Origin of the sequence: Micromonospora sp. NBC_01412 (genome assembly GCF_045040215.1) — a bacterium.
Lineage (GTDB): Bacteria > Actinomycetota > Actinomycetes > Mycobacteriales > Micromonosporaceae > Micromonospora > Micromonospora rubida.
In genome coordinates this window covers 3,831,276-3,855,998 of sequence record NZ_CP109528.1, presented here as the reverse complement: position 1 = coordinate 3,855,998, position 24,723 = coordinate 3,831,276, and the positions used below count along the sequence as shown (strand labels likewise).

Annotated in this window: 32 protein-coding genes; 14 read left to right on the top strand and 18 right to left on the bottom strand. The window is 74.0% G+C overall.

What is annotated here, in order from left to right; genetic code table 11:
- Positions 1–11: 11 nt before the first annotated feature.
- The 3 genes from OG617_RS17800 to OG617_RS17790 all read left to right on the top strand — a co-directional run bounded on the left by OG617_RS17800 (position 12) and on the right by OG617_RS17790 (position 1,840).
- Positions 12–677 (top strand): 5-formyltetrahydrofolate cyclo-ligase, encoded by a 666-nt coding sequence (locus tag OG617_RS17800; RefSeq protein WP_405103197.1) that lies wholly within the window; start codon positions 12–14, stop codon positions 675–677.
- 40 nt (positions 678–717) lie between these two features.
- Positions 718–1,146 carry an FmdB family zinc ribbon protein gene (locus OG617_RS17795; RefSeq protein WP_405103195.1) on the top strand — a complete coding sequence of 143 codons (429 nt, stop codon included), beginning with the start codon at positions 718–720 and terminating at the stop codon, positions 1,144–1,146.
- Between the two features lie 193 nt (positions 1,147–1,339).
- Positions 1,340–1,840: a flagellar biosynthesis protein FlgA gene (locus OG617_RS17790; protein ID WP_405103193.1), complete on the top strand. Its 501-nt coding sequence runs from the start codon at positions 1,340–1,342 to the stop codon at positions 1,838–1,840.
- Between the two features lie 42 nt (positions 1,841–1,882).
- Here the strand turns inward: OG617_RS17790 and OG617_RS17785 are convergent, their stop codons facing one another.
- Entirely contained in the window at positions 1,883–2,068 is a 186-nt protein-coding gene (locus OG617_RS17785) for a hypothetical protein (protein WP_405103191.1), read from the bottom strand.
- 64 nt (positions 2,069–2,132) lie between these two features.
- On the opposite strand from OG617_RS17785, the gene OG617_RS17780 reads away from it, so the two are divergent.
- The gene (locus OG617_RS17780; RefSeq protein WP_405103189.1) at positions 2,133–2,480 is read left to right on the top strand and encodes a hypothetical protein; all 348 of its coding nucleotides are present in this window, start codon (positions 2,133–2,135) and stop codon (positions 2,478–2,480) included.
- A gap of 25 nt (positions 2,481–2,505) precedes the next feature.
- Here the strand turns inward: OG617_RS17780 and OG617_RS17775 are convergent, their stop codons facing one another.
- On the bottom strand, positions 2,506–2,988 hold the full coding sequence (locus OG617_RS17775; protein WP_405103771.1) for a DUF2231 domain-containing protein: 483 nt from the start codon (positions 2,986–2,988) through the stop codon (positions 2,506–2,508).
- A gap of 199 nt (positions 2,989–3,187) precedes the next feature.
- Between OG617_RS17775 and OG617_RS17770 the strand changes: the two genes are divergently transcribed.
- Together OG617_RS17770 and OG617_RS17765 are read left to right on the top strand one after the other, a co-directional pair.
- Complete coding sequence (locus OG617_RS17770; RefSeq protein ID WP_396683703.1) at positions 3,188–3,616, top strand: Fur family transcriptional regulator; 429 nt, start codon at positions 3,188–3,190, stop codon at positions 3,614–3,616.
- A 45-nt stretch (positions 3,617–3,661) separates the two neighbouring features.
- Positions 3,662–4,510: an oxygenase MpaB family protein gene (locus OG617_RS17765; protein WP_405103186.1), complete on the top strand. Its 849-nt coding sequence runs from the start codon at positions 3,662–3,664 to the stop codon at positions 4,508–4,510.
- Positions 4,511–4,547: 37 nt separating this feature from the next.
- Here OG617_RS17765 and OG617_RS17760 read toward each other — a convergent pair whose 3' ends face one another.
- The 11 genes from OG617_RS17760 to OG617_RS17710 form a co-directional block, all read right to left on the bottom strand.
- The gene (locus OG617_RS17760; RefSeq protein ID WP_396683706.1) at positions 4,548–5,459 is read right to left on the bottom strand and encodes a RecB family exonuclease; all 912 of its coding nucleotides are present in this window, start codon (positions 5,457–5,459) and stop codon (positions 4,548–4,550) included.
- 66 nt (positions 5,460–5,525) lie between these two features.
- Positions 5,526–6,140, bottom strand: a complete 615-nt coding sequence (locus tag OG617_RS17755; RefSeq protein WP_405103184.1) for a MarC family protein — start codon at positions 6,138–6,140, stop codon at positions 5,526–5,528.
- A 37-nt stretch (positions 6,141–6,177) separates the two neighbouring features.
- The gene (locus tag OG617_RS17750) at positions 6,178–7,050 is read right to left on the bottom strand and encodes a PHP domain-containing protein (RefSeq protein ID WP_405103182.1); all 873 of its coding nucleotides are present in this window, start codon (positions 7,048–7,050) and stop codon (positions 6,178–6,180) included.
- A 61-nt stretch (positions 7,051–7,111) separates the two neighbouring features.
- A complete protein-coding gene (locus OG617_RS17745; RefSeq protein WP_405103180.1) occupies positions 7,112–8,353 on the bottom strand; it encodes a hypothetical protein in 1,242 nt (413 codons plus the stop codon).
- Between the two features lie 50 nt (positions 8,354–8,403).
- On the bottom strand, positions 8,404–9,261 hold the full coding sequence (locus OG617_RS17740; RefSeq protein WP_405103178.1) for a SigE family RNA polymerase sigma factor: 858 nt from the start codon (positions 9,259–9,261) through the stop codon (positions 8,404–8,406).
- A 103-nt stretch (positions 9,262–9,364) separates the two neighbouring features.
- Positions 9,365–10,237: a PH domain-containing protein gene (locus OG617_RS17735; RefSeq protein ID WP_405103176.1), complete on the bottom strand. Its 873-nt coding sequence runs from the start codon at positions 10,235–10,237 to the stop codon at positions 9,365–9,367.
- 6 nt (positions 10,238–10,243) lie between these two features.
- Entirely contained in the window at positions 10,244–10,402 is a 159-nt protein-coding gene (locus OG617_RS17730; RefSeq protein ID WP_165878125.1) for a hypothetical protein, read from the bottom strand.
- Positions 10,403–10,519: 117 nt separating this feature from the next.
- Positions 10,520–11,203 (bottom strand): DUF6758 family protein, encoded by a 684-nt coding sequence (locus tag OG617_RS17725; protein WP_405103769.1) that lies wholly within the window; start codon positions 11,201–11,203, stop codon positions 10,520–10,522.
- Between the two features lie 173 nt (positions 11,204–11,376).
- Positions 11,377–12,000 carry a TrmH family RNA methyltransferase gene (locus tag OG617_RS17720; protein ID WP_405103173.1) on the bottom strand — a complete coding sequence of 208 codons (624 nt, stop codon included), beginning with the start codon at positions 11,998–12,000 and terminating at the stop codon, positions 11,377–11,379.
- 87 nt (positions 12,001–12,087) lie between these two features.
- Entirely contained in the window at positions 12,088–12,603 is a 516-nt protein-coding gene (locus OG617_RS17715) for a hypothetical protein (protein ID WP_405103171.1), read from the bottom strand.
- Between the two features lie 93 nt (positions 12,604–12,696).
- Positions 12,697–13,212, bottom strand: coding sequence for a MaoC family dehydratase (locus OG617_RS17710; protein ID WP_405103169.1), 516 nt, complete (start codon positions 13,210–13,212; stop codon positions 12,697–12,699).
- A 548-nt stretch (positions 13,213–13,760) separates the two neighbouring features.
- On the opposite strand from OG617_RS17710, the gene trxA reads away from it, so the two are divergent.
- From trxA to OG617_RS17695, 3 genes are all read left to right on the top strand, one after another.
- Positions 13,761–14,123: a thioredoxin gene (gene trxA / locus OG617_RS17705; RefSeq protein WP_396683726.1), complete on the top strand. Its 363-nt coding sequence runs from the start codon at positions 13,761–13,763 to the stop codon at positions 14,121–14,123.
- Positions 14,124–14,308: 185 nt separating this feature from the next.
- Positions 14,309–14,749 carry a hypothetical protein gene (locus OG617_RS17700; protein WP_405103167.1) on the top strand — a complete coding sequence of 147 codons (441 nt, stop codon included), beginning with the start codon at positions 14,309–14,311 and terminating at the stop codon, positions 14,747–14,749.
- Positions 14,731–15,675, top strand: a complete 945-nt coding sequence (locus tag OG617_RS17695; protein WP_405103165.1) for an MFS transporter permease — start codon at positions 14,731–14,733, stop codon at positions 15,673–15,675. The genes OG617_RS17700 and OG617_RS17695 overlap by 19 nt, the downstream gene beginning before the upstream one ends.
- On the opposite strand, the gene OG617_RS17690 is transcribed toward OG617_RS17695, so the two are convergent.
- The gene (locus OG617_RS17690; RefSeq protein ID WP_405103163.1) at positions 15,639–16,058 is read right to left on the bottom strand and encodes a thiol-disulfide oxidoreductase DCC family protein; all 420 of its coding nucleotides are present in this window, start codon (positions 16,056–16,058) and stop codon (positions 15,639–15,641) included. The genes OG617_RS17695 and OG617_RS17690 overlap by 37 nt on opposite strands.
- A 339-nt stretch (positions 16,059–16,397) precedes the next feature.
- Here OG617_RS17690 and OG617_RS17685 point away from each other — a divergent pair, with 339 nt between their 5' ends.
- Positions 16,398–16,805: a CoA-binding protein gene (locus OG617_RS17685; protein ID WP_405103161.1), complete on the top strand. Its 408-nt coding sequence runs from the start codon at positions 16,398–16,400 to the stop codon at positions 16,803–16,805.
- Between the two features lie 25 nt (positions 16,806–16,830).
- On the opposite strand, the gene OG617_RS17680 is transcribed toward OG617_RS17685, so the two are convergent.
- Positions 16,831–18,027, bottom strand: a complete 1,197-nt coding sequence (locus OG617_RS17680; RefSeq protein WP_405103159.1) for an acyl-CoA dehydrogenase family protein — start codon at positions 18,025–18,027, stop codon at positions 16,831–16,833.
- 176 nt (positions 18,028–18,203) lie between these two features.
- Here OG617_RS17680 and OG617_RS17675 point away from each other — a divergent pair, with 176 nt between their 5' ends.
- Positions 18,204–18,641 (top strand): DUF4190 domain-containing protein, encoded by a 438-nt coding sequence (locus OG617_RS17675; protein WP_405103157.1) that lies wholly within the window; start codon positions 18,204–18,206, stop codon positions 18,639–18,641.
- Between the two features lie 24 nt (positions 18,642–18,665).
- Here OG617_RS17675 and OG617_RS17670 read toward each other — a convergent pair whose 3' ends face one another.
- The gene (locus OG617_RS17670; protein ID WP_396683840.1) at positions 18,666–19,502 is read right to left on the bottom strand and encodes an SDR family NAD(P)-dependent oxidoreductase; all 837 of its coding nucleotides are present in this window, start codon (positions 19,500–19,502) and stop codon (positions 18,666–18,668) included.
- Positions 19,503–19,689: 187 nt separating this feature from the next.
- Here OG617_RS17670 and OG617_RS17665 point away from each other — a divergent pair, with 187 nt between their 5' ends.
- Positions 19,690–20,226 carry a DUF4190 domain-containing protein gene (locus OG617_RS17665; protein WP_405103155.1) on the top strand — a complete coding sequence of 179 codons (537 nt, stop codon included), beginning with the start codon at positions 19,690–19,692 and terminating at the stop codon, positions 20,224–20,226.
- Between the two features lie 54 nt (positions 20,227–20,280).
- On the opposite strand, the gene OG617_RS17660 is transcribed toward OG617_RS17665, so the two are convergent.
- On the bottom strand, positions 20,281–21,237 hold the full coding sequence (locus tag OG617_RS17660; RefSeq protein WP_405103153.1) for an HpcH/HpaI aldolase/citrate lyase family protein: 957 nt from the start codon (positions 21,235–21,237) through the stop codon (positions 20,281–20,283).
- A 131-nt stretch (positions 21,238–21,368) separates the two neighbouring features.
- On the opposite strand from OG617_RS17660, the gene OG617_RS17655 reads away from it, so the two are divergent.
- Both OG617_RS17655 and OG617_RS17650 read left to right on the top strand, forming a co-directional pair.
- Positions 21,369–22,196, top strand: a complete 828-nt coding sequence (locus OG617_RS17655) for an SDR family NAD(P)-dependent oxidoreductase (protein ID WP_405103151.1) — start codon at positions 21,369–21,371, stop codon at positions 22,194–22,196.
- 57 nt (positions 22,197–22,253) lie between these two features.
- Complete coding sequence (locus OG617_RS17650) at positions 22,254–22,475, top strand: hypothetical protein (RefSeq protein ID WP_405103149.1); 222 nt, start codon at positions 22,254–22,256, stop codon at positions 22,473–22,475.
- 67 nt (positions 22,476–22,542) lie between these two features.
- Here OG617_RS17650 and OG617_RS17645 read toward each other — a convergent pair whose 3' ends face one another.
- Entirely contained in the window at positions 22,543–24,702 is a 2,160-nt protein-coding gene (locus OG617_RS17645; RefSeq protein WP_405103147.1) for an APC family permease, read from the bottom strand.
- Positions 24,703–24,723 lie beyond the last annotated feature (21 nt).

Below are 24,723 nucleotides of genomic sequence, written 5' to 3'. Positions count from 1 at the left end.
AGGAGTGTTGCGTGCCTGATTTTTCTGATGACGCGGAAGTGGCCCATGAGGCGAAGCGGATTGCCCGGGTTGAGCTGCTCGCCCGCCGCCGCGCGCTGCCCGCGTCGGCCCGGGCCGAGGCGGCGGCGCGTGTCCGGGCCACGCTGGTCGAGCTGGTCCGCCGGCTGCGCCCGACCCTGATGACCGCGTACGTCCCGGTCGGCTCCGAGCCGGGCGGCCCGGAGCTGCCGGAGGCGTTGCGCGCGGCGCTGCCGCCCGGGGCCGACCTGCTGCTGCCGGTGCTGTGCGACGACCTCGACCTGGACTGGGCGGCGTACACCGGCCCCGGCTGCCTGGTCGCGGCCGGGCGAGGGCTGCGGGAGCCGGCCGGCCCCCGGCTCGGCCGGTCGGCGGTCGCCGCCGCCCAGCTCGTGGTGGTGCCGGCCCTGGCGGTGGACCCGCGCGGGCGGCGGCTGGGTCGCGGTGGCGGCTCGTACGACCGGGCGCTGGCCCGGGTCGGCGACAAGGCCCTGACGGTGGCCCTGCTGCACGATGGTGAGCTGCGCGAACACCTCCCGGTCGAGCCGCACGACCGCCCGGTCCGCGCGGTGGTCGACCCCGGGGCGGGGCTGCGTACGCTGACAGGCGGCCCCGAGGGCGGTCCTGACACTTCCGCTGGACGAACCCGGGTCCGATGACGCACCATTGGCACTCGAATGAGTCGAGTGCCAACCGGCCGTGCCAGAGCCTCCGGAGGAGAACGTGCCCACCTACCAGTACGCCTGCACCGCGTGCGGTCACCAGCTCGAGGCGGTGCAGTCCTTCTCTGACGAGCCGCTGAACGAGTGCCCGGCGTGCGCGGGGCGGCTGCGCAAGGTCTTCAACTCGGTCGGCATCGTCTTCAAGGGCTCGGGCTTCTACCGCACCGACTCCCGCGCCGGGGCCGACCCGGCCAAGGGCGGCACCGAAAAGCCGGCCAAGTCCGAGTCGTCGTCCGGCGACTCCGGGTCGTCGTCGAGCACGTCCGGCGGCTCGACCAGCGGGTCCTCGGGCTCGTCGACCTCGTCCGGCGCGTCCGGCGCGTCCGGGTCGTCCGGGTCGTCCGGGTCGTCGTCCTCGGGCGGCACGTCGAAGGCCCCGGCGGCCAGCGGTTCCAGCTCCTCCTGACCCGGTTTCCTAGCAGATCGCCGCGCCCCGTGGGGGTTGTCCACAGGCGGTCCGGTTGTCCACAGGCCCCGCCCCGACCCGGGCGGGGCCGGCCCTTCCCGGCCTAGCCTGCTGCTCCCGGCGCCACCTCGGTGCCGGGCGAGGCGGGGTGCCCCGGTGCCACCGCGGCGCCCGGGAGGATCGGGAGGACCGGATGGCGATCACCGGGGCGGGCACGGGATCACTGCGGCCGGTGCGCCGGCCCCGGCTTCCGGGACGGTCCGCGCTGCTGCGCGCCGCCCTCGTCGCCGCCCTCCTCGGGCTCGCCGCGGCGGTCCTCCAGACCCCGGCCGGGTGCCCGCAGCCGCCGGGCGGCTCCGGCTCCCCCGGCCCGGGCCCGTCGCCGTCCACCGGCGGCCCGCCGTCCGCGCTGCCGCTGCCCGACGGGGCGGTCGGCGTCCCGGTCCGGCTGGCCGAACCCGCCGCGCTCGCCGTGGTCCGCCCCGGCGCCCGGGTCGACCTGCTCGCCGTGCCGGCCGACGGCCGGGCCGCCGAGGCCGACCTGCTGGCGTCCCGCGCGCTGGTGCTCGACGTGGTCGGGGCCGGCGCGGCGGACGGCTCCTCGGCGCTCTACCTGGCGCTGCGCCCCGAGCAGGCGCAGCGCGCCGTGGGGCTGCCGGAGGGCAGCCGATTCGCCATCGTGGTCCGCGGCTGACGCCGAACGGAACGACACGGCGCTGCCAAGCGGAACCGGGGCTCAGTCCCAGTGCGGCGGGCGCTCGGCGAGCAGCCAGTCGTCGTTGCCGCCGGACCGCTCGCCCCAACCCCGGTCGGTGTCGTCGGCCGTCTGCTCGGGCAGCACCACGAAGTCGTCGCTGAGGTCGACGGCACGATCGTCGTCGCCGCGCGCCTGCGTCCCCGGGTCGATGCTCACGAGCGGCAACAGTACCGGCTCCGGCCCGCGTCCGGTCGGCCACGCGGCGCCAGGGTTGGTAGCGTCGGACGGCGTGACGACGCCCAGCGGTGACCGCCCCGACGACGACTACTGGCGCCGTCCGTCGGGCGCCCCCGGCAGCGGCGGCGCAGCCGCCGGCCAGGTGCGGCCGGCCGGCGCCGACAGGCCCGGCCCGGCGGCCGGGTACGGCGGGCCGCCGCCCACCACGCCCCCGCCGCCCGGCTGGCGGCCCCCCGTGCACCTGCGGGCGGCGCCGCCCCGCCGCCTGCCGCCGCAGGACACGGCCGGGTTGGACGCGGAGGAACAGCGCGCCCAGTGGGTCACCTGGAGCGTCGGCGGGGTCGCCGCGGTGGTGCTGGTCGCCCTGGTCTGCCTGCTCTGCTCCCGGGCGATCTTCTGACCGGGCCGGCCAGCCGCCGGGGCGGTCAGAGGGTGCCGCCCCAGACCGCCTCGGCTCCGGTGTCGCCGGTCAGGTAGACGTAGACCAGCGAGGCCACCCCGAGCACGACCACCACCACGGTCAGCAGCAGGGGCGCCCAGGAGGGCAGCCGGGAGACCCGGTCGTCGTTGCGGGTCACCAGCAACAGCAGGAGGGCCGCCACGGCGAGGCCGACGGTGAACCAGAGCAGCGTCCCGCCGTACTCCGCGTGCTCGTGGACCTGGTCGAGGATCTGCGGCGGGTAGCCCTTCTCCCGCAGCGCCTCCTCCAGCGCCTCGCCCGACTCCGTCGCCACCCAGGTGACGATCGGGGTGACCACCGCGAGGGCGGCCACCGCCCAGCCGAGCCGGGGGCGCCACCTCGGCAGCAGCCCGTAAGCGGCGGCCAGCACGGCCAGCAGTGGAACGAACACCACGGCGGCGTGAATCACCAGAACATGGACTGGCAGGCCGTTGATCTCCCTGAACACCGACACCTCCGGCAGTGGACGCGGTCCGCGGCAGCCAGCGTACGACGATCCGACCCCACGGCAGTGCTGACGATCGGATACACGCGCGCGGCGATTGCCCGGTTCAGCCGGTGGTCCGGGCGACGGCGGGCTGTGGCCCGGGCCACCCGGTCGAGGAGCTCGCTTGTCGCCTGGTGGGGGCCGTGCTGTCATTGACCTCATGTCCGGTGGTGAGGAGCTGCTCCGGTCGAGGGGCCTACGGGTCACCCGGCCGCGCCTCGCCGTGCTGGGCGTCCTCGCCACCGGCGGCCACCTGGAGGTCGACGAGATCACCCGCCGGGTCCGGGAACGCCTCGACTCCGTCTCCACCCAGGCCGTCTACGACGTTCTCGGTGCGCTGTCCCGGGCCGGTCTCTCCCGCCGGATCGAGCCGGCCGGCAGCCCCGCGCGGTACGAGGCACGGGTCGGCGACAACCACCACCACGTGGTGTGCCGGGGCTGCGGCGAGATCGCCGACATCGACTGCGCGGTCGGCGAGGCACCCTGCCTCGACCCGACCATCGCCCACGGCTTCGAGGTGGACGAGGCGGAGGTCACCTTCTGGGGGCTCTGCCCGGCCTGCCAGTCCCGCCGCCGCGCCGACGACTGACATCACCCCCGCCGGCCGGGCTCGGGGCGTGGCACCCTTGGTCTGGTGGACTCCGATGACCTCGGCCTGTTCGGTCCGGGATCGGTCACGTGGAAAGTGCACGAGGAGCCGATCCTGATCGTCGCCGGCCTGCGTTCGCTCTACCTCCAGGCGTTGCATCCCCGGGCCATGGCCGGGGTGGCGCAGAACAGCGACTACCGCGCCGACTCGTGGGGGCGGCTGGTCCGCACCGCCACGTACGTGGCGACCACCATCTACGGCACCACCGCCGAGGCCGAGGCCGCCGGGGCGCGGGTACGCCGGCTGCACGCCCGGCTGCGCGCCACCGACCCGGCCACCGGGGAGGAGTTCCGCGTCGACGACCCGGAGTTGCTGCGCTGGGTGCACGTGGCCGAGGTGGAGTCGTTCCTCAGCACCGCCCGCCGCGCCGGGCTGCCGCTGACCGACGCCGAGGTGGACGGCTACTACGGCGAGCAGCGCCGGGTGGCGGCCCTGGTCGGGCTGGACCCGGCGGACGTGCCCGGCACCGCGGCGGAGGTGGCGGAGTACTACCGGCTGGTCCGGCCGGACCTGCGGATCACCCGGGAGGCGGCGGAGACGGCCGTCTTCCTCACCGCGCCGCCGATCCCGTGGAAGCTCAGCCTCCCGGCCCGGGTCGGGCTGAACCTCGGGCCGGCCCGGTTCGCGTACCTCGGCGTCGCCGGCACCGCGTTCGCGCTGCTACCGCCCTGGGCCCGCCGGATGTACGGCGGGCTGGGGCTGCCGACCACCGAGTTGTCGGCCGACCTCAGCGTGCGCGCCCTGCGGCTCGCCCTGGCGGCCCTGCCGCGCCGCTGGAGGGAGGGCCCGTTGCAGCAGGCCGCAAAGGCGCGGGCGGCCGGCGTCGCCGCCTGACCCCCGCCGGTCCTGGCCCGCCTCGACTGCGGGCCGGTCAGGCGGTGCGTTCCATCGCCGCCCAGGGCTCCTTGCCCGGCGTCTGCGAGCCGGTGGGGCAGGTACGGCGGTAGTCGCACCAGCCGCAGCGCGGCCCGGGTGTGGTGGGGAACGCCTCGTCGGGGTCGGCCCCGTCGGCGACGGCCCGCTCGGCGGCCATGATGTCCCGCGCGGTCTCCTCGGCGCGGGTGAGCTGCCGGGCCAGCGACTCGGCGGTGTGTTCGTGCGCCGCGACGGTGCCCGTGGGCAGGTGGTGCAGCTCCACCCGGTGGCACGGCCGGCGGAACACCCGCTCGGCGGCGTACGCGTAGAGGGCCAGCGCCTGGGAGCCGCGCGCGTCGTCGGCGTCCGTTCCGGCGCGGCCGGTCTTGTAGTCCACGATCACCAGCTCCGGGCCGTCGGGGCCGGGTCGGGAGTCGATCCGGTCGGTGCGGCCGTTGAACGCCAGCACCGCCGTCTTGACCGCCACCACCCGCTCGACGCCGACCGGGTCGGCCTCCGGATCCAGGGTGTCGACGTAGGACTCCAGCCAGCCCAGCGCCCGCCGGTACGCCTCCCGCTCCTGCTCGTCGTCGCGGTAACCGTCGCGCACCCAGGTGCCCCTGAGCAGCCCGGCCAGCGCCTCCGGGCGGCGGCGGTCGGTGGGCAGCGCATACCAGTTCTTCAGGGCGGTGTGCACGCTCGCGCCGAGCGAGTTGTGCGCCCAGGGCGGGCCCTTCGGCGGGGCCGGCCGGTCGACGTACGAGTAGCGGTAGCGGCGGGGGCAGTCCGCGTACGCGCCGAGCTTGCTGGGCGTGCAGACGAACAGCCGCTCCGGCATGCCGTCGAAGCCGAGCTGCTCGGGCTGGCCGGCGCGGGCCCGGGGGGCCCGGCCGGAGGTGGATCGTCCGGGTGAGGAGGCTCGTCGCACCCCACCGATCCTGCCACCCCGGTACGACGGCCCGTCCGACCCGGTCGGCGGGTCGGGTCGGTCGGCTCAGGCCATGTTCACGTACTGGGTGACGAAGGCGGCGACGGCGTCGGCGATGAGCTGCACGGCGATGGCCGCCAGCAGCAGGCCGGCGATCCGGGTGAGCACCTCGATCCCGCCGGGCCGCAGGATCTTGACGATCCCGCCGGAGAAGCGCAGCACGAGCCAGACCGTGAGCATCACCGCGACGATGGCCGCCGCGATGGCGCTGTAGTCGGTGGCCCCGTCGGCCCGCTGGACGAAGAGCATGGTCGCCACGATCGCGCCCGGCCCGGCAAGCAACGGGGTGCCCAGCGGCACCAGGGCGATGTTCGAGGTGGACTGCTGGGTGGGGTCGTCGGCCTTGCCCGTGAGCAGCTCCAGGGCGACCAGCACCAGCAGCAGCCCGCCGGCCGCCTGGAGCGCCGGCAGGTCCACGTGCAGGTAGGCGAGCAGGGTCTGCCCGGCCACGGCGAAGACCACGATCACCCCGAGCGCCAGCGCCACGGCCTGCCACGCCGCCCGGTGCCGGTCCCGGGCGGACAGCGGCCCGGTGAGCGCGAGGAAGATCGGCATCATGCCCGGCGGGTCGACGATGACCAGCAGGGTCACGAAGACCTCGCCGAAGAGCTTGGGATCCACCCGGACACGGTAGCCGCGCGGGTGGAGGGGGATCAGGTCAAGCGACAGGCATCACCCCGGCGGCCTCGGCCAGGATCCGCTCGTACACCTCGACGGCCGTGGTGAACGCGCCGAGCCGGACGGTCTTGTGGGTGCCGTGGAAGTCGGACGAGCCGGTGACGAACAGGCCCAGCTCGGCGGCGAGCGCCCGCACGTGCGCCCGCTCGGCCGGCGAGTGGTCCTCGTGGTCGGCCTCCAGCCCGGCGAGACCGGCCGCCGCCAGCTCGACGATCAGCCCGTCCGGCACGATCGGCCCCCGCCGGCTGGCCCTCGGGTGGGCGAGGACCGGCACGCCGCCGGCCGCCCGGACCAGCCGGACCGCCTGGAACACGTCAAGGTCCTCCTTGGGCAGCCGGTAGCGCTCCCCCAGCCAGGCCGACCCGAACGCTTCGATGGTGGTGGTCACCAGCCCGGCCCGGATCAGCGCCTGGGCGATGTGCGGCCGGCCCACCGTCCCGCCGGCCGCCCCGGCCAGGATCTCCGGCCAGCTCACCTCGACGCCATCGGCGCGCAGCAGTTCGACGATCCGCTCCCCGCGCACCTCACGGCCGGCCCGCATCCGGGCCAGCTCCGCGACCAACTCCGGGTGGTCCGGGTCGAAGAGGTACGCGAGCAGGTGCAGCGCCACCGCCGGCTCGGCCCCGTACCAGCGGCAGGAGATCTCCGCACCACGGATCAGGGTCAGCCCGGGGGGCAGCGCAGCCACGGCGGGCGCCCAGCCTGCGGTGGTGTCGTGGTCGGTGATCGCCAGCACGTCCAGTCCGGCGTCGGCCGCGGCCCGGACCAGTTCGGCCGGGGTGAGGGTGCCGTCGCTGGCCGTCGAGTGGGTGTGCAGGTCGATGCGGGCTGCCGGCCCGGGGTGCGGGGTCATCGCCCGACGCTACCCGCCGCCAGCGCGGCCCCGACCAGGGCCGGAGGTCAGGGGCGGGAGGTCAGGGGCCCACGTCGGTGACGACCACCGGCCGGCCGCCCGGATCGATGCCCGACACGGGGGCGGCGTCGGCCTGTTCCCCGGCGAGCACCCGGTCGGGGCGCACCTGCACGAGCCATCCGCGTCCGTCGACGTACCCGGCGGTCCGGGCCGGGGTCCAGGCCACCACGCCGGCCAGCGCCGGACCGGCGCGGCGGGCCACCGGCGTCCCGTCGAGGGTGTCCAGGTCGACCAGGAGCGCCCCGGCGGCCTTCGACGCGCCGGTGCGGCCGTTGGCCAACAGCCAGCGGCCGTCGGCGGAGACCGCGCCGAACCCGTCGGCGTCGAGGAGGGGCCCGCAGGCGGTACGGGTCACGGCGAGGTTCCGGGCGGGGTCGAGCAGCGCCAGGCAGGGCCGGCCGGACGTACCGGTGCTGACCACGCCGACCGCCCGGCCGTCCGGCAGTGTCCCGTGGACGGCGAGGACGGCGCCCCCGGGCCCGGCGGAGAGCCCGCCCACGGCCGGCCGCCACACCGCGTACCCGGGCCGGGTGGGGTCGAGGCGCACGAGGACGGCGTCGCCGACGAAGCCGACCGGGACGGCCGGCCCGGGGGCCGCCGTGCTGGTGATCGCGACCAGCCGGTCGCCGACGATTCCGGCGAGGGTGATCCGGTCCCCGTCCCGCCAGGCGACCTGCCGGCCGGTGGCGGCGAGTGCGATGGCCTCCGCGCCCGCGAGGAGCACCTGGCGGCTGCCACCCGGCCGCACGGAGACCAGGGCCCGGCCCGCCGCAGTCGGCCCACCCACCACCAACCAGCCGCCCTGGTCGGGGACGCGTTGGGCCCGGTCGACCGCGCCCAGCCCGAGAGGGATGCTCTCGTTCCCGGTGGTGCGCAGGGTCGTGCCGACGATCAGGTCCACGGCGGAGCCGCCCGGACCGGGGAGCGATCGGGCGGGCCCGGCCGACGGGCTCGCCACCAGGCTCGGGGCCGGGGTGGCGGTGGCCCCACGCGGGTCGCCGAGCACCACGGTCGGGGTGGTCGGGTGGCCCGCCTGCGCACCGAACTGCGCCACGCCGGCACTGACCAGCACGGTGGCCGCCCCGGCGAGGGCGATGCCGGTCAGGGTGCGGCGGCGACGGGTGCGGTTGGCGCGCCGGATGGCCAGGCCGGCCGGGTCCACGGCGAGGGGTCGGAGCGTGGCGGCCTGCCGGGACAGGGTCTCCCGGAGCGCCCGCTCCAGCTCGTCTCTCGGCACATCCATTGGACGCCCGGGGCCCCTCGTCCGGTTGTCAGCGGGGATCGGCACGCCGCTCACCGCCTCTCCGCGCCGACGGCCCGGGTCGACGCCCCGACGGCATCGGCCGGGCGACCGTCGGCCGCGACGGCGTCGGCGACCACCGGGGTGGGGGCGACCAGCGGCGCCGAGTCCCTCGGGTGGCCGCTGCGGCGTGGGGCGCCGGCGGCATGCTGGGCCTCGGCCGGCACGCGGGACGAGGCGGGTGCCGGCACGCGGGACGGCTCCCCAGCCGGCGCGGGCCGGCGCGGCGGCGTCCGGGACGCGCCCGGGTGCGGGCCGGCCCGGCCCGGAACCGGGGCGTCGGACGCCGCCGCCCGGGACGGGCGACGCGTCGCCTTCGGGCCTGCGGACCCGGGCAGGTCGGGTAGGTCGAGGGCCGCCTGCTCGCCCAGCCTGCGGCGCAGGGTGGCCAGCGCCCGGGACGTCTGGCTCTTCACCGTTCCCGGGGAGATCTCCAGCAGCGCGGCGGTCTGCGCCTCCGACATGTCCTCGTAGAAGCGCAGCACCAGCACCGCCCGTTGCCGGCTGGGCAGCGCCCTGAGGTGCCGCCAGAGCACGTCCCGGTCGAGCTGCTGCTCGATCTCGTCGGTCCCGGCCCGCTCGGGCAGCACCTCCGTCGGCCGTTCCCCGTGCCAGCGCCGCCGCCACCAGCTCGTCGAGGTGTTGACCATGACCCGGCGGGCGTACGGCTCGATCGCGTCGATCCCGCCGAGTCGCCGGCAGGCCAGGTACGTCTTGGTCAGGGCCGTCTGGAGCAGGTCCTCGGCCGTGGCCCAGTCCCCGGCGAGCAGGTACGCGGTACGCAGCAGGGCACCGGAGCGAGCCGCGACGAACTCACGGAACTCCTCCTCCAGCGGGTCCCTAACGGCCACGCCCACCTCCCGCACCCCCGTGCCCTGCTGGCAGGCTGCCACGCCGGGGCGCGTCGGTCGACGGCGATTGGTGCCTTGTTCCTCCGATGTTCGGGCGGAATTCTCAGGCCCCGTCGTCGGCCTTCGCCTCGTCCGCCTCCTTGCCCAACCGCGCCTCGACTGCCTGCGGCTCGTACATCTCCTCGACGACGCGCAGGTAGAGCTCGTTGGGGTTGGGCAGGTTCTTGATCTCGCGGAGCGCCTGGTCCTGGCCGGCGGACTCCAGCACGAAGGTGCCGTAGTTGAGCGCGCGGCCGGTCGGGCTCTGCTCGTACTTCATGTCGGTGACCCGGGCCAGAGGCATCATCGCGACCTTGCGGGTGACGATGCCGTTGACGACCATCACGCGCTTGTTAGTCAGGATGAAGCGGTCGTACCACCAGTCGGCGACCCGCCAGGCGACCCAGCCCATCACTGCGAACCAGAGCAGCACCGCGATGGTGGTCAGCGCGCCCACGTCCCGCCCGGCGAGGAAGCCCGAGAGGTAGCCGAGGACGAAGGTCGCGGCGATGCCCACCAGGATCGGCGTGGTGAGGTGGATCCAGTGCCGCTTCCACTCGCCCCGGTATCGCTCGGTGGGGAAGAGGTAGCGGGCGACGAGCGAGCTGGGCTCGTCCTCCAGCGGGAGGACCCGCCGGGGGCCCAGCGGCATGCCGGAGGCGTCGACCCGCAGGCCGGCCAGCTCATCCTCGGAGATCTGCGGCGCCTGGTAGCCGGCCTCGGGGTCGCGGACCCAGGCACGCCCGGAGCGCCCCTCGCCCGCGTACGGGCCGTCGCCGTAGCCGACGTCGTCGGAGAACGGGGGGCCGTCCGAGGGGCCAGAGTGGGAACCCGGTACATCGTCGGGCCGGACCCGGGGAATCGGCTCCGTGTCTCGGTCCCGGCGCCCCCGGTCGGGGTCGTCGGGATCGAAGGGGGGACCGGAGGGGCTTCCCATCGGCGGCTAGGCGATGAGGCTGGTGAAGAAGTCGCCGAAGCCTTGGGCGATGTCCATGATGCCGCCACCGATCGACTTGAAGACGTCTGCGGCCGAGTTCGGCCGGTAGGCGACAAAGAAGATCAAGAATGCGATACCGGCCCAGGTGAGGACCTTCTTGACCATGGCGGGCCATCCTCTCGCGCTGGCGCCGGGTCCATTTACCGCAGCGGCACCCAGAGTATCAGTAAGGTGTCGTACAGTGAATCTTTGCGTCCGTTCCCCGACAGAACGGGAGACTTGTCAGGCCTTCCCGTGCAGGTACGGGGATGGTGCGCCGTACACGAGCTCGGACGGCGTCCACTCCGTGAGGTCGCGCAACTCCACGTCCTCGGCGAGCAGATGCCCCGCACTCGCCGGCCAGGCTATCGCATGAAGCCACATTCCCCGAGCCTCGCCGGCGTACGCGCTTCGATCCGTCGGGGAATTCACGAGCCACAGTGGAGTCGGATGGCCCGCCACCCGGATCCTGGCCTGTCCGATGTGCTCCGGATGCCCGGGACCGGGTTCGTTCAACGCCTCGGCGAGTTGCGGGCCCGGATCAGGGCCCGCCATCCCGGCGAGCCGGGTGCCCAGGCCCACGCCCGGCTCCTCGGCCACGAAGACCAGATCGGCGGGGCCGCCGCCGAGCGGCTCGGGCCCGGCGCAGGCGATCGCGGTGGCCCGCACCCCGGTCCGCTCGTCGCCGGCGTACGCCACGCCGGTGAGGGTCCAGCCGGGCGGCAGTGGCCAGGGGCACCAGACCGGCGTGGCCGGCTCCGCCCCGGGCGCGGCGGCGGCGACCCGGCCCACCACACTGGCCATGATCTCCGCGCCGATGTGCTCGGGCACGTGCAACGGCGGCACCGGCCCGCAGCGCAGGCACCGCCATTCGGTGTGCATCAGGTCCGGCTCCCGCACGGATCCACCACACCTCGGACAACTCACCGCGACACTCACGTTTCCACCGTCACCCCGGATGGCGGGGCAGTCAAGTCGAGCGGCCGTTTCCCCGGCGCGTCGGGGTGGGATTCCACCGACCGTGCCCGATCACGGGCGCAGGGCCATCGGACCGACGCCCCCGCCCCGGACCCGGACGGCGCAGTGGTGTGGACCTCGGCTCAGCCGGGCGGCGGGCCGGCGTGGGCCCGGATCCACGCGTGCATCGCGATGCCGCTGGCCACCCCGGCGTTGATCGATCGGGTCGATCCGTACTGGGCGATCGAGAAGAGCTGGTCACAGGCCGCCCGGGCGGTCTCGGACAACCCCGGGCCCTCCTGGCCGAAGAGCAGCACGCAGCCGCGCGGCAGGGTGGTCGTCTCCAGCGGCCGGGAGCCGGGCAGGTTGTCGATGCCGACCACCGGCAGGTCCCGCCCCACCGCCCAGGTGACGAACTCGTCGATCGTCTCGTGGTGGCGGACGTGCTGGTACCGGTCGGTCACCATGGCGCCCCGCCGGTTCCACCGCCGCCGCCCGACGATGTGCACCTCGGCGGCGAGGAAGGCGTTGGCGTTGCGGACCACCGTGCCGATGTTGAAGTCGTGCTGCCAGTTCTCGACGGCCACGTGGAAGTCGTGCCGGCGCCGGTCGAGGTCGGCCACCACGGCCTCCCGCCGCCAGTACCGGTACCGGTCCACCACGTTGCGCCGGTCGCCCCCGGCGAGCAACTCCGGATCGTACCGCGGGTCGTCCGGCCGGTCGCCGGGCCACGGCCCCACACCGACCTCGAGCTGGTCACCGGTCACGGTCTGAAGAGGGTACGGTCCGGCCCGCCGGCCGCCGGCCGTGGGGTGCCCCGGGGCCGGTCGCGGGCCGGCGGGCGGACGGCCTGATCAGCCCAGGTCGAGCGCCCCGCCGAGCCGGTCCAGGAAGCGCCGGTCGGCCGGCACGGCGGGCATGTCCGCCGGGGCCGGGGCGCCGCCCGCGGTGACCCGGCAGACCCGGGCCGCCACCGACTGCACCCACTGCCGGTACGCGGCCGAGTCGGCGGGGTCGGCCCGGCGGCGCAGCACCCGCACCGCGGCCCGGCAGGCGGCCAGCAGGTCGACGAGGTCGGTGAGCCGGCCGGCTGGGGCGGGCGCCCCGTCGTGCCGGGCGTAGATGGTGGCCACCACTGCACGGACCAGGTCGCTGTCGAAGGCACGGCCCGCCGCCACGGCGTCCATGCCGGCGAGCCCTGCGGCGACGCCCCGCGACGGGCGCCCGGGGGCGGGCGTGGCGGCGGCCACGAGCACCCGGCCGGGCAGCCCGGTCAGCAGGTCCCACTCGGCGGCGGAGTAGACGGCGGTGGTCAGCGGCGCGGCGCGGCGGCCGGCAGAGGGCGACTCTCCGGCGACGGAGTGGCTCATGGGGACCTCCGGCGCCAGCATAAGCCTCCGACCAGGGAAAGGGCCCCAACCCCGCGGAAGACGGCGGGGAGGGCCCGGTGCCGGACGGGAGGGTCAGCGCGGCTCGGGGAAGCTGGGCCGCTCCGGGTCGACGCCCTCTCCGGCGGCGGCCGCCGCGTACTCCCGCTTGGGGACCATCACCCGGCGGCGGAAGACGCAGACCATGGTGCCGTCCTGCTTGTAGCCGCGGGTCTCCACGGAGACGATCCCCCGGTCCGGCTTCGAGCCGGACTCGCGCTTGTCCAGCACGGTGGTCTCGCCGTAGATGGTGTCGCCGTGGAAGGTCGGGGCCACGTGCCGCAGCGACTCGACCTCGAGGTTCGCGATGGCCTTGCCGCTGACGTCGGAGACGGACATGCCGAGCAGCAGGGAGTAGATGTAGTTGCCGACCACCACGTTGCGCTGGAACTGGCTCGCCGACTCGGCGTAGTGGGCGTCCAGGTGCAGGGGGTGGTGGTTCATGGTGAGCAGGCAGAAGAGGTGGTCGTCGTACTCGGTGACGGTCTTGCCCGGCCAGTGCCGGTAGACCGCGCCGACCTCGAACTCCTCGTAGTAGCGGCCGAACTGCATCGATGTCCCCTTCACGGCGGCGACGGAGTTCGGGCCAGCATGCCTTATCGAGTGTTAAGGCGGGGGCCCAGGCGGGCCGGCCGAGGAAATGTCACACCGGCGGCGGCACTTGGGGGGAGACGCAATGAGCGGCGGGGCCCTCCCCGGCACCCGCCGCCCACGCTCTGATGCGACAGATTCTGCCGTACCGCAGTGCCAAACGAACAGAGACCGACGTCACATTTATCTTTTCGTAACAATACCCTGCGTGACTAGCGACCAGTTCCGGAGCGATCTCCGCAGGTCGGATCGGCGCTTGTCAGGCATCAGATCACCGACAGGGCTCCGCCGCCCGGCCGCGCGACCATGGAAGCGCTCCCATCACGGCTCGTCACGCAAATGCGTCATGCATGTGCACGCCGCAAGCCGGGGACGACAGATGCAGGTCGATGCCCCTGGGCACCCACCCACTGTCCGGCGGGGTTTTGGCACCGGCCTGCCGGGAATTCATGGGCACCCGTCCTGGTTCCAGGAGGCGTAGCTGATTCCGCGGTGATCGGAGAGTGCAAATGGCAACCGTTGAGCTGACCACGGGGAACTTCGACGAGGTGGCGAGCAGCGACGGCATCGTCCTCATCGACTTCTGGGCCGAGTGGTGCGGCCCGTGCAAGCGGTTCGCCCCGGTCTACGAGCGCTCCGCGGGGAAGCACCCGGACATCGTCTTCGGCAAGGTCGACACCGAGGCGCAGCAGGAACTGGGCGCCAAGTTCGACATCCGCTCCATCCCGACGATCATGGCGATCCGGGACGGCGTGATCGTCTTCTCCCAGGCGGGTGCCCTGCCCGAGTCGGCCCTGGAGAACCTCATCGAGCAGGTTCAGGGCCTCGACATGGACGACGTCCGCAAGAAGCTGGCCGAGCACAACCACTGAGCCGACAACCGCGACGGCCGGGCCCCGGATCCGGGGTCCGGCCGTCGTCGCGTCCCGGGTAGGGCCGGGGCCCGGTCGGCGCGGCTGCCGGAAGCAGCGGTGGCCTGAAGTACCGGTACGGCCGGTGCCGACCGGCCGACGGAGGGACCCCTGCCAGCCCATCCATCCCGTATGGTCCTGAACCGATGGAGACGTTGACCCGCCGTGGCCGGGCGGTCCGGTTGGGCGCGAGCGCGCTCGGCCTCGCCGTGCTGCTCGCCGGCACGGCCTGGGGCAGCGACGACCACTTCCCGTTCGGCCCGTTCCGGATGTATTCCACCTCGGACCCGCCCGACGCCCCCGCCCCGGACACCCGCGTCGAGGGCGTGGACCGCACCGGCGCAGTGGTCGACCTGGGCCAGGCCACCACCGGCCTCCGCCGCGCCGAGATCGAGGGCCAGCAGAGCCGGTACGTCGCCGAGCCGGACCGGCTGCGCCAGGTCGCCGACGCGTACGCCGAACGCCACCCCGACGCCGCCGGGCTCGTCGAGGTGCGCATCGTGATCCGCTGGTACGGCATCGAGGGCGGCCGGCCTACCGGCCGCTGGGCCGACGAGACGGTGGTCAGTTGGCAGGCGGACCGGTGACCGGCTGGCTGACCGAGGCGGTGCCGCGCGGCCGGGTGGCTGCCTTCCGTACTCTGATATACCTCTTCGTTGCCGCCGACCTGGTGTTCTTCACCCCCTGGGTGCGCACCCGGGCCAGCGTGCCCGGCGAGCTGTACCAGCCGCTGCTCGTCGGCCGGGCGCTCCCGCTGCCCACCCCCACCCCGGCGCTGGTCGCCGCGATCTTCTGGGCCCTGCTGCTCCTCGCCGTGCTCGCCGCGACCGGGCGCGCCCACCGGCTGCTCGGCTGGTCGGTCTTCGCGCTCTACCTGCAGTGGATGATCATCGCGATGAGCTACGGCAAGGTCGACCACGACCGGTTCGGCCTGCTCGTCGCGCTCGCCGTGCTCCCCACCGCCGGGCGAGCCCGGCACGGAGACCCGACACGCACCGAGGCCGGCGGCTGGGCGCTGCGGGTCACCCAGATCGCGGTGATCTGCACGTATTTTCTGGCCGCGTTCGCCAAGTTCCGGTTCGGGGGGCTCGACTGGGCCACCGGCTCGGTGCTGGCTCGGGCGATCATCCGACGTGGCACCGACCTGGCCGACCTGATCGCCGGGGTGCCGTACCTGCTGCTCGTGGCGCAGTTCGGCATCCTCGCCTTCGAACTACTCAGCCCGGTGGTCTTCCTGCTGCCCGAGCGCTGGCGGCATGCCACGATCGGCTTCTTCTACTCGTTCCACCTGGTCACCATGGCGACGATCACCATCTCGTTCGCGCCGCACCTGGTGGCGATGACCAGCTTCCTGCCGCTCGAGCGGGTGCGCCCGGTGCTCTGGGCGCGTCGGCTCGGCGGGCGCCGACGCCCCGGCCCGCGCGGGACCGGCGACGCGGAGGAGCCGCAGGCCGCCCCGACCCCGACCGCGCCGGGTCAGGCGTCCGTGGTGGGCCGGCCCGCCGGGCCGTAGAGCCGTTCCCGCGCCTCCTGGGGCAACGAGCACGCGGCGGTGCCGCCCGGCAGCCGGTGCCGGTTACGGGCCACCCAGCGGTACACCGGCCAGGCCGCCGCGCGGGCCGGCCGGAACCGCAGGCCGGCCCCGGCCACCCGCCAGAGCGGGCCGCTGTCGCCGAGCAGCCTGGCAATCGCGTCCGGGCCGGCGGCCCGGGAGCCGTCCGCGCCGACCCACTGCACGGCCTCCTCGCACTCGGCCTCCGTCAGGCCCAGCGTGTCCAGGTCGGCGAACTGCCAGGGCAGCACCCGCGCCCCGGTGGGGATGCGGTGCTCGATGAACTGGGCGCACTTCGTGCAGAACGCGCAGTCGCCGTCGTAGACGAAGGTCGACGTCTCCATGGCTACATCCTCCCCCGGCCGGGCGACCGCCGGGGTCCTGGTGTCCGGCAGGTCACTTGCGCTTCATTCGCACACGTGTTCGAATGATGGCCATGCGCTGGGATGCCCTCTCCGCTCCCCCGGACGAGGGCGGTTCCGAGCGGGCAGCGCCGGCGGCTCCACCCCTGCCGCCGGCGCTGCCCGGCGCTACCCGTCCACACCCCCGGGTTCGCCGGATGACCGGCCTACCGGTTCATTCGGGCCATCACCACGAAGGTTGGCGACCTCATCGCCGACGGCACGGCCAGTCACGACTGCTTCGCTGGCAACACCTGCGGGCAGGCCGGTTAGAGTCGGCGGGTGCGTACCGCTCAGCAGATCCTCGCCGATTCCGCCGTGATCGCCGTCGTGGGCGCGTCCCGCGACCCGAGCAAGGCCGCGCACCGGGTGCCGGCGCAGATGCAGCGGCACGGCTGGCGGATCATCCCGGTCAACCCGACCGTCGACGAGCTGTTCGGCGAGCGGGCGTACGCGTCGCTGGCCGACATTCCGCACCCGGTCGACCTGGTCGACGTGTTCCGCCCGGCCCGGGACGCGGTCGACGTGGTCCGCGAGGCGGTGGCGATCGGCGCGCCTGCGGTCTGGCTGCAGCTCGGCATCGTCTCGCCGGAGGCTCGGCGGATCGCCGAGGAAGCCGGCATCGACTATGTCGAGGACCGCTGCCTCATCGTCGAGCGCGCCGCCGCCGGGCTGACCCGCCTCGGCTGATCCCAGCGCCGGTGGGGCGGCCGGCTCAGAGCTTGTACTCCTTGAGCAGGCCACGGGAGATGATCGTCTTCTGGATCTCCGAGGTGCCCTCGCCGATGAGCAGGAACGGGGCCTCCCGCATCAGCCGCTCGATCTCGTACTCCTTGGAGTAGCCGTAGCCGCCGTGGATGCGGAACGCCTCCTGGACCACCTCGGCGCAGTACTCGGAGGCGAGCAGCTTGGCCATCCCGGCCTCGACGTCGTTGCGCTGGCCGGCGTCCTTGAGCCGGGCGGCGTTGACCATCAGGGCGTGCGCGGCCTCGATCTTCGTGCCCATCTCGGCGAGCTTGAAGGCGATCGCCTGGTGCTTCGCCAGCGGCTGGCCGAAGGTCTTCCGCTGCTGGGCGTACGCGACGGCCAGCTCGAAGGCGCGGATGGAGATGCCGCAGGCGCGGGCGGCGACGTTGACCCGGCCGACCTCGATGCCGTCCATCATCTGATAGAAGCCGCGGCCGACCTTGTCCGGCCCACCGAGCACGGTGGCGGCGGGGACGGTGACGCCGTCGAGGACCATCTCGGTGGTCTCGACGCCCTTGTAGCCCATCTTGTCGATCTTGCCGGGGATGGTCAGGCCGGGCGCGGTCTCGCCGAAGCCGGGCTCCTTCTCCAGCAGGAAGGTGCTCATGTTGCCGTACACCGAGTCGGCGCCGATGTCGGTCCTGACCAGGGTGGCCACCACCGAGGAGTACGCCCCGTTGGTCAGCCACATCTTCTGGCCGTTCAGGACGTAGTTGTCGCCGTCGCGGACCGCCCTGGACCTAATCGCCGCGACGTCGGAGCCACACTCGGGCTCGGACATGGAGAACGCGCCGCGCACCTCGCCGGTCGCCATCCGCGGCAGCAGCCGGGCCTGCTGCTCGGCCGAGCCGTGCTGCGAGATCAGGTACGCCACGATGAAGTGGGTGTTGACGATGCCGGAGATCGACATCCAGCCCCGGGACAGCTCCTCGACCACCAGGGCGTAGGTCAGCAGGGACTCGCCGAGCCCGCCGTGCTCCTCGGCGATAGTGAGGCCGAACAGCCCCATCTCGCGCATCCCGTCGAGGATGTCGGTGGGGTACTCGTCGGCGTGCTCCAGCCGCTGCGCGTGCGGGATGATCTCCTTGTCGGCGAACTCCCGGACGGTTTCCAGGATCGACCGCTGCACGTCGGTCAGGCCGGGCGTCTGGGCGAGTCGGGCCATCTCAGCCTCCGGGGGGATCGGCGCATTACTCATGGGTAACTGAACGCTCGGTCAGTATCGGCCTCCTGACCGGCGAGGCCAAGGTGACCAGTCCACACAACCGCTGTGAAAAGGTTCACCGCTACGGGTAGCGTCCGCAACAGGGCAGGTCACCAGGGGTGCGCGGGAGGTACCGGATGAGTTATCCACCGCAGGAGCCGGACCAGCCGCCGTCGCCCTACGAGCCGCCGTCCGGCGAACCCGGCCAGTCGAGCCCGCCACCGGGATACGAGCAGTACGGGCAACCGGGCCAGTACGGGCCACCCCCAAGTTACGGCCAGCCCGGACCGTACGGCCAGCCCGGACCGTACTACGGCCAGCCGCCGCCCGGCCGGGGGACGAACATCCTCGCCGTGCTGTCGCTGGTCTTCGCGTTCGTCTTCCCGCCCGCCGGCATCGTGTTCGGGCACGTGGCCAAGCAGCAGCTCCGGCGCACCGGCGAGGAGGGCGACCAGCTCGCCACCTGGGGTCTGATCCTCGGCTACGTCTTCACCGCGATCGGCCTGCTGGCCTGCTGCGGTTGGATCGCGCTGACGATCTGGGGCAGCTCCGACGGCGGCAGCTCCTACAACTGACGCCCGGCCGCCGCCCGGGGCGGGTCAGCGGAACTGAGCCTCCCGCACGCTGTTGCCGCCGTCCACCACCAGCATCTGCCCGGTGATGTACGACGCGGCGGGCGAGCAGAGGAACGCGATCGCGGCGGCCACCTCGTCCGGGATGCCGGGGCGGCCCACCGGGGTGCCGAGCCCCTGCCGGATCTCCGCCACAGTGGAGGCAGCCGTGTGGATCGTCCCCGGGGCCACCGAGTTAACCGTCACCCCGTCGGCGATCATCTCCATCGCCAGCGCCCGGGTCAGGCCGACCACGCCCGCCTTCGCGGCGGCGTACGCCGCCTCGGTGGGCAGGGCGTTGACCGGGCCGGCGGTGGCCGCCAGGTTGACGATCCGCCCCCAGCCACGCTCGGCCATCCCGCCGATGAACGCGCGGCTGCACAGGAACGCGGTGGTGAGGTTCCGGTCGATCTCGCCGCGCCACTCCGCGTAGCTGAGCTGGGCCACCGGGCGCAGCACCTCGGGGCTGGCCCGGCTGGCCAGGCCGGCGTTGTTGACCAGCACCTCCACGTCGCCGAGCTGCTCGGCGACCGCGTCGGCGAGCGCCCCGACCTCCGACTCGTCGGTGAGGTCGGCGACGAACCCGGTCACCCCCAGCTCGCCGGCCCGTTCGTGGATGCGCCGGGTGGTGGACACGATGGCCACCCGGGCGCCCAGGTCGGCCAGCCGACGGGCCGTGGCGTACCCGATGCCGTCGGGGCTGCCGGCCCCGGTGACCAGGGCGACCCTGCCGTCGAGCCGCATGGTGACGGGGTCGGCCAACGGCGCCGGGGCGTCCTGGTCGGCCGGTGCCGTCGCGGCGGTGACCCGGCCGCGGCGGGCCAGGCCCGGTCGGCTCGCGTCCCGCCGCGGTCGGCTTCCGGAACGGTCCGCGGAACGCGCGTCTGCTGCCATGCCGCGATCCTGCCCGCTGCGCCCCCGCCGAGCAACGCGGCACCCGGTAACGGGGGGCGCCGGTTCTGGGCGGGCCTGGCTACCCTGACCGCGCACCCTCGACAGACGGAGAGAACCGATGACATATCCGCCGCCGTCCGGCACCGACCCCTGGTCCCAGCCGTCCACCCCTCCGGTCGACCCCACCCTGCCGGTCAGCGGGCAGCCTGTCCCCGGCCAGCCGACGGGCGCGGACCCGTACGCGCCCGTCGACCCGTACGCGGGGATGAAGTCGGAGCAGCCCGCGCCGGTCGCCGCCGACCCGTACGCCGTGCCCGGCTACGCACCAGCCGGCTACGCACCCGCCGGCTACCCACAGGCCGGCTACCCCGGGTACGGGTACCCGCAGCCGCCGAGGACCAACGGCATGGCCATCGCGGCGTTGGTGCTCGCCCTGGTCGGCTTCGCGTCCTGCATCACCGCGCCGGTCGGCGCGATCATGGGCCACGTCGCCCAGAAGCAGATCCGGCAGACCGGCGAGGGCGGTGAGGGGATGGCGAAGGCGGCCATCATCATCGGCTGGATCCTCACCGGCCTGATGGTGCTGGGGATCATCTTCTACATCGTGATGATCGTCATCGCGATCTACGCGAGCAACACGAGCAGCAGCTACTGACGCGCGGCCGGCACGACGGTCCGGTGCCGCCCCGGGGCCCGGGGCGGCACCGGCTCACCCTGCCGTGGGCGTGAAGCTGGAGGTGCGGGTCAGCCCGGCCGCGCGGCCCTTGGCCGCGATCACCAGGGCCATCTTGCGGGACGCCTCGTCGATCATCTCGTCGCCGAGCATCACCGCGCCGAGCCGGCCGCCCGCCTCCGAGGTGTAGTGCTCGTACGCGTCGAGGATCAGCTCCGCGTGGTCGTAGTCGGCCTGGGCCGGCGAGTAGACCTCGTTCGCGGCATCGATCTGCCCGGGGTGCAGCACCCACTTGCCGTCGAAGCCCAGCGCGGCCGACCGCCCGGCCACCTCCCGGAACGCGTCGACGTCCCGGATCTGCAGGAACGGGCCGTCGATGGCCTGCTTGTCGTGCATCCGGGCGGCCATCAGGATGCGTATCAGGATGTAGTGGTACGGGTCGCCCGGGTAGTCGGGAATGAGCGCGCCCACCACCAGGGACTTCATGTTGATCGAGGCCATGAAGTCGGCCGGCCCGAAGATGATGGTCTCCACCCGGGGCGACGCGGCGGCGATGGCGTCGACGTTGACCAGGCCGGCGGCGTTCTCGATCTGGGCCTCGATGCCGATCCGGCCGACCTGGAGGCCGAGGGTCTTCTCGATCTGGGTGAGGGTCAGGTCCAGCCACTGCACCTGGGCGGCGTTCTGCACCTTCGGCAGCATGACGCAGTCCAGGTTGGCGCCGGCCCCCTCGACGACCTCGATCACGTCCCGGTACGTCCACGGGGTGGTGAGGTCGTTGACCCGGACCACCCGGGTCTTGCCGGCCCAGTCGCCCTCGTTGAGCGCGGCCACGATGTTCTTGCGCGCGTCCGGCTTGGCCAGCGGGGCCACCGCGTCCTCCAGGTCCAGGAAGACCTGGTCGGCGGGGAGACCCTGGGCCTTGCCGAGCATCTTGACGCTGGAACCGGGCACGGCGAGGCAGGACCGGCGGGGGCGACCGACAGCGGCCATGGATGCGCTCCTTCCCGCGTCGGCGGACGGCCGACGGGCTGACGGGGCCCGCCGCGCCGGCGGACTTAACGATCGCAAAGGTGTTTGTGACGCCACGGTAACCTCGTGCCGTGACCGGGGTGAATGGACCTGTGGAAGATCTCACTGGGCGTCGGATCGTGGTGGTGACCGGGGCAAGCTCCGGCATCGGGCTGGCCGCCGCCGTGGACCTGGCGCGTCGCGGCGACCAGGTGGCACTGGTCGGTCGGGACCCGGCCCGCCTCCAAGCGGCCGGCGACCGGGTGCGGGACGCCAGCGGCGAACGGCCCGAGCTGTTCCGGGCCGACTTCGCGGTCCTCGACGACGTGCGAGGGCTGGCGGAACGGCTGCGCGCCGCGTACGACCGGATCGACGTGCTGGCCAACAACGCCGGGGCGATCGTGCTGCGTCCGATCACCACCATCGACGGGTTCGAGCTGTCGATGCAGGCCAACCACCTGGCCCCGTTCCTGCTCAGCACCCTGCTACGGGATCGGGTCGGCAGGCTGGTGGCCACCGCCTCCGGGGCGCACCGCAGCGGCGTACTGGACCCGGACGACCTCAACGCCACGCTGCGCGGCTACCGGCCGATGCGCGCGTACGGCACCAGCAAGCAGGCGAACATCCTGTTCACCGCCGAGGCGGCCCGACGGTGGCCGGAGATCCCCGCGTACTGCTTCCACCCTGGTGTGGTGCGGACCCGGTTCGGCGCGGACAGCCGGCTGGTGGCCCTGGGCATGCGGGTCCTGCCGTTCCGCAGCCCGGAGAAGGGCGCCGAGACGCTGGTCTGGCTCGCCGACCAGGAGCCGGCCAGGCTGACGTCCGGCGGCTACTACGCCGACCGGCGGCCCCGCCGCCCGCTGCGCAAGGCCGCCGACCCGCGGCTCGCCGCCCGCCTCTGGGCCGCCAGCGCGAAGGCGGTCGGCGTCGACGCCGGGTAGCCCACCAGCCGCCACGCGGCGGTGACTAGCGGCCGGCTGGCCGGGTACGCCGTTCCCATGGGTAGCGAGAAACACAACAAACACGACAGCGGGGGCGAGTCGGCCCAGGCCCGGCGGCATCCCGGCAGCGGGGCTCCGGGCCGGCAGGGCTCGGAGGTCGAACGCTCGCCTAGGCGCCGCCACGAGCGGGCGGCGACCGGAACCTCCGGCAGCGAGCGCGACCACGGCCGGTCCAAGGTCACCCACGAGGGGCGCGTCCACCGCCAGGGTTCGGGCTGACCAGGCCCGCGCGCGGGTGTGGCACGGCCGGCCCGATGGCACACCCGCCGCGCCGGTCGCGCCCTCCTCACCCGGGCAGGTGCACCGGGACGCTGGTCACCACCACCCCGGCCAGCTCCCGCAGTGCCCGACGCAGCCGCCGCTCCACCTGGCTGTGCAGCGGCCGGTGCCAGCGGTGGCGCAGTACCACCTCGGGCACGATCACGGTGAGCACCAGGTCGGCCCTGGAGGCGTGCAGCGCCTCCAGGTAGCGGGCCAGCGGCCCGATCACCGCCCGGTACGGCGACACGATCGTCTCCAGCCGCAGGTGGTCCCCCCATGCCTCCCACTGCCCACGGAACCGGTCGGCCTCCTCCTCGTTCGGGGCGAGGTGCACCGCCAGGGTCGGCTGCCCGAGCGACGCCGCGTACGCGAGGGCGCGCAACGACGCCCGGTTGAGCCGAGCCACCGGCACCACCACCAAATGCCGGATCTGCTGTGGAATCTCCTGCCCCTCGGCCGGCAGGGGCGGCCCGGGGGATGCCGGGGGAGTTCCGGGCGGGCGCGGCGCCAGTGCGCCGTCCAGCCGCCGGTAGTGCCGCTGCACCCGGTGGAACAGCAGCACCAGCAACGGCACGGCGACGACCACCACCCAGGCGCCCTCGGCGAACTTGGCGACCGCGGCGGTCAGCAGGATCAACCCGGACAGTGCCGCACCGACCGCGTTGACCGCCAGCCGATGCCGCCAGCGCGCCCCGCGCCGGCGGTGCCAGTGCACCACCATCCCGGCCTGGGAGAGGGTGAACGCCAGGAACACCCCGACCGCGTAGAGCGGGATCAGCGCCTCGGTGTGCCCCCCGAATACGACGAAGACGAGCGCCGCCGTGACGGAGAGGGCGACGAGGCCGTTGCCGAACGCCAGCCGGTCCCCCATGTGCAGGAACCGGCGCGGGGCGTGCCCGGCCCGAGCCATGAAGAACAGCAGCCGGGGAAAGTCGTTGAAGGCGGTGTTCGCGGCCAGCAGCAGGATCAGCGCGGTGGCCGCCTGCACCAGCGCGTACCAGGGGCCGGTGGGGAAGATGGTCCGGGCGAGCTGGGACAGCAGCGTCTCCCCCGGCCTGGGCGCCAGGCCGTTCAGGTGGATCAGCACGACGATGCCGGCGAACAGGACCACCAGCATGGCGACCATCCAGCTCAGGGTGGTGCGCGCATTGCGCCACTCCGGCGGGCGGAACGCCGGAACCGCGTTGGACACCGCCTCGATGCCGGTCATCGACACCGCCCCGGAGGAGAACGCCCGCAGCACCAGCAGCAGGCCCAGCCCTTCGGCCGCCGGCACGTCCGGCGGCGGCAGCGCCGTGAACCCCCGGCCGGCCGCCTGGAAGAAGCCGGCGCCGAGCACCGCCAGCAGCGCGACGACGAAGGCGTACGTGGGGAGCACGAAGATGTTCCCGGCGGTACGGATGCCGCGCAGGTTGCCGGCCAGCAGCACCGCGATCATCAGCACGCCGAGCGGAACGGTGAGCCCGGTGAGCCCCGACAGAGCCGAGGTGACCGCGTGGATGCCGGCGGCCACCGACACCGACACGGTCAGCACGTAGTCGATCATCAGCCCGGCCGCCGCGGCGAGCCCGGCCCCTGCGCCCAGGTTGTCGCCGGCCACGATGTACGAGCCGGCGCCGTGCGGGTAGGCCGGGATGGTCTGCCGGTAGGAGATCCCGACCGCGACCATCAGCAGCACCAGCAACGCGCCCAGCGGCAACGACAAGCCCAACGCGGCGCTGCCCGCCAGCACCAGCACGGTCAGCATGGCCTCCGGCCCGTACGCCACCGAGCTGAGCAGGTCGGAGGAGAGCACCGGCAGGGCGACCAGCTTGCGCATCCGCTCGTACAGCACGGCCGCGCTGCTCAGCGGCGGGCCGAGCGCCCCCCGGCGCAGTCGGGCGAGGCCTCGACCGAGGCGGGAGTCGGGCAGGTTCGCCGGCTCGGTGGCGACCAGTTCATCGGGCTCCCCGACCTGGAACATCTCGATCGGTGCCAGCCGGCCGAACCGGCTCGGGGCGGGCCGGCGGCGGTACTGCCCGAGGGTCGGGTCCACCGGCAGTTCACCCGCCGGCCCAGGCCGGTCCGGCCGGGCCACCCGCCACCGGTCCCCGATCCGGCGCAGCGACCCCAGCTCCTCCGGCCCCAGGGCCGGGAACTCCGCCGCCGGGGTGACGACCGTCCCCTCCCCACCGCCTTCGCCCATCCCACCGCCCCTCTCCCCTCG

Coding starts and splice junctions, on each gene's coding strand:
- OG617_RS17680 (WP_405103159.1), bottom strand. CDS start 18,027: ATGGCCCGACTCGCCCAGACGCCCGGCCTGACCGACGTGCAGCGGTCG.
- OG617_RS17745 (WP_405103180.1), bottom strand. CDS start 8,353: ATGGATGTGCCGAGAGACGAGCTGGAGCGGGCGCTCCGGGAGACCCTG.
- trxA (WP_396683726.1), top strand. CDS start 13,761: ATGGCAACCGTTGAGCTGACCACGGGGAACTTCGACGAGGTGGCGAGC.
- OG617_RS17650 (WP_405103149.1), top strand. CDS start 22,254: ATGGGTAGCGAGAAACACAACAAACACGACAGCGGGGGCGAGTCGGCC.
- OG617_RS17715 (WP_405103171.1), bottom strand. CDS start 12,603: ATGAGCCACTCCGTCGCCGGAGAGTCGCCCTCTGCCGGCCGCCGCGCC.
- OG617_RS17675 (WP_405103157.1), top strand. CDS start 18,204: ATGAGTTATCCACCGCAGGAGCCGGACCAGCCGCCGTCGCCCTACGAG.
- OG617_RS17750 (WP_405103182.1), bottom strand. CDS start 7,050: ATGACCCCGCACCCCGGGCCGGCAGCCCGCATCGACCTGCACACCCAC.
- OG617_RS17790 (WP_405103193.1), top strand. CDS start 1,340: ATGGCGATCACCGGGGCGGGCACGGGATCACTGCGGCCGGTGCGCCGG.
- OG617_RS17700 (WP_405103167.1), top strand. CDS start 14,309: ATGGAGACGTTGACCCGCCGTGGCCGGGCGGTCCGGTTGGGCGCGAGC.
- OG617_RS17645 (WP_405103147.1), bottom strand. CDS start 24,702: ATGGGCGAAGGCGGTGGGGAGGGGACGGTCGTCACCCCGGCGGCGGAG.
- OG617_RS17770 (WP_396683703.1), top strand. CDS start 3,188: ATGTCCGGTGGTGAGGAGCTGCTCCGGTCGAGGGGCCTACGGGTCACC.
- OG617_RS17690 (WP_405103163.1), bottom strand. CDS start 16,058: ATGGAGACGTCGACCTTCGTCTACGACGGCGACTGCGCGTTCTGCACG.
- OG617_RS17730 (WP_165878125.1), bottom strand. CDS start 10,402: ATGGTCAAGAAGGTCCTCACCTGGGCCGGTATCGCATTCTTGATCTTC.
- OG617_RS17735 (WP_405103176.1), bottom strand. CDS start 10,237: ATGGGAAGCCCCTCCGGTCCCCCCTTCGATCCCGACGACCCCGACCGG.
- OG617_RS17660 (WP_405103153.1), bottom strand. CDS start 21,237: ATGGCCGCTGTCGGTCGCCCCCGCCGGTCCTGCCTCGCCGTGCCCGGT.
- OG617_RS17665 (WP_405103155.1), top strand. CDS start 19,690: ATGACATATCCGCCGCCGTCCGGCACCGACCCCTGGTCCCAGCCGTCC.
- OG617_RS17710 (WP_405103169.1), bottom strand. CDS start 13,212: ATGCAGTTCGGCCGCTACTACGAGGAGTTCGAGGTCGGCGCGGTCTAC.